This is a genomic window from Planobispora rosea, assembly GCF_014648175.1.
GTDB lineage: Bacteria > Actinomycetota > Actinomycetes > Streptosporangiales > Streptosporangiaceae > Planobispora > Planobispora rosea.
The window spans coordinates 1-557 of the sequence record NZ_BMQP01000152.1 but is presented as its reverse complement, the minus strand read 5'-3'; the positions used below and the strand labels follow the sequence as shown (position 1 = coordinate 557).

General features: G+C 74.3%; 1 protein-coding gene. It reads left to right on the top strand.

What is annotated here, in order from left to right; genetic code table 11:
* Positions 1-13: 13 nt before the first annotated feature.
* The coding region (locus tag IEZ08_RS39185) for a condensation domain-containing protein (RefSeq protein ID WP_229803976.1) at positions 14-557 on the top strand (544 nt) is incomplete at its 3' end.

Genomic DNA, 557 nt, shown 5'->3' with positions numbered 1-557 from the left:
GCGTGAGTACGGGGTGGTGCTGGCGTTGCGTCTGGTGGGCCGGTTGGACGTGGATCGGCTGGTCGGGGCGGTGCAGGGGGTGGTGGCGCGGCAGGACGCGTTGCGGTGCCGGTTCATGGCGGTGGACGGTGAGCCGGTGATGGTGGTGGATCCGCCGGGTCCGGTGGTGGTCGAGCGGGTGGGGGTGGCGCAGGCGGGTGCGGTTGAGGGCGGGGGGCTGGGGGCGGGTCCGGTCGTGGCCGAGGCGGCGGGTGCGGTGGCCGGGCGGGTGGTGGTCGATCGGGTGGTGGCCGAGGCGGCGGGGGCGGTGGATCTGGCGGTGGGGCCGGTGGCGCGGTTCTGGCTGGTGGAGGTGGGTGCGGGGGAGCATGTGCTGGTGGTGGGGGTGCATCACATCGTTTTCGACGGGTGGTCGGGGGCGGTGTTGGTGCGGGATCTGGGGGCGTTGTATCGGGGGGAGGAGTTGCCGCCGTTGGTGGCGGGGTTTGCGGATTTCGCGGTGTGGGAGCGGGAGGCGGGGGTGTCGGCCGGGGGGCTGGCGTTCTGGCGGGAGGCGT